Source organism: Arthrobacter sp. Y3225116 (assembly GCF_059091245.1).
This window is the reverse complement of sequence record NZ_JBNHGL010000443.1, coordinates 1-1,225: the sequence shown is the minus strand read 5'-3', so window position 1 is coordinate 1,225 and position 1,225 is coordinate 1. Positions and strand designations below refer to the sequence as shown.

Annotated in this window: 1 protein-coding gene; it reads left to right on the top strand. The window is 73.1% G+C overall.

Annotation, left to right across the window (positions count from 1 at the left end; all coding sequences use genetic code 11):
* On the top strand, positions 1–1,225 hold a 1,225-nt coding region (locus AC5RV2_RS18170; protein ID WP_494093488.1), incomplete at both ends, for an HRDC domain-containing protein.

Here is a 1,225-nt window from a genome sequence, read left to right as displayed (position 1 = left end):
GCGGCCGGCACCGGTCCGGTCGCCATCGACGCCGAGCGGGCCTCGGGCTTCCGCTACGGGCAGCGCGCCTTCCTGGTCCAGTTGCGGCGCGAGGGTGCCGGCACCTGGCTGATCGACCCAGAGCCGTTTGAGGACCTGAAGCTGCTCAATGACTCCCTGCGTGGCGTCGAGTGGATCCTGCACGCCGCCAGCCAGGACTTGCCCTGCCTGTCCGAGCTGGGCATGTGGCCAGACAAATTGTTCGATACCGAACTCGCGGCCCGGCTGGCCGGCCTGCCCCGGGTCGGCCTGGCAGCCGTGATCGAATCTCTGCTCGGCTTCACGCTGGCCAAGGAGCACTCCGCGGCGGACTGGTCCACGCGTCCCCTGCCCGAGCCGTGGCTGCGTTACGCCGCGCTGGACGTCGAGGTGCTCATCGAGCTCCGCGAGGCCCTGATCGACAAGCTGCGCGAGGCGGGCAAGCTTGAGTACGCACTAGAGGAATTCGAGGCGGTGCGCGCCGCCCCGCCGTCGCCGCCGCGCGTCGACCCCTGGCGCCGCACCTCCGGGCTGCACCAGATCCGCGACCGCCGGCAGCTGGCCGCCGTGCGCGAACTCTGGAACGAACGCGAAGCTTTGGCCGCCAAGCGCGATGTTGCACCGGGCCGGCTGATCCCGGACTCGGCCATCGTCGCCGCGGCCAAGGCCATGCCCGCCACCGTCCCCCAGTTGCTGGAGACGCACGGGTTCCACGGCCGGGCCGCGCAGCGTGAAGCACCGCGCTGGCTGCGGTGCGTGGCCGCGGCCCGGGGCGAGACGGACCTGCCTCCCCTGCACCTGCCCACCAACGCTCCCCCGCCGCCGCGCTCCTGGGCCGACAAGGACCCGGCCGCCGCGGCCCGGTTGCAGACCGCACGCCCCCGGCTGGCAACCCTGGCCGAGCAGTTGGACATGCCGGTGGAGAACCTGCTCACCCCCGACTACCTGCGCCGCACCGCATGGCGTCCGCCGGAGCCCGTCACGGAGCAGTCGATGGACGCCGCCCTGGCCGAACTCGGCGCCCGCCCCTGGCAGCGGAAACTGACGGCCGGGCTGCTTGCCGAAGCGTACGCCAACCCGGAGCCGCTGGCACTCAAGGAGAACCCTGAGCCCGAGGCCGCCCCCGGCGGCGGCGCCGTCGGCACCTCCACGCGCCGACGGACTTCCACGGTAACTGTTGCAGGGCCCGCCGACGCGGCGGGGGCGA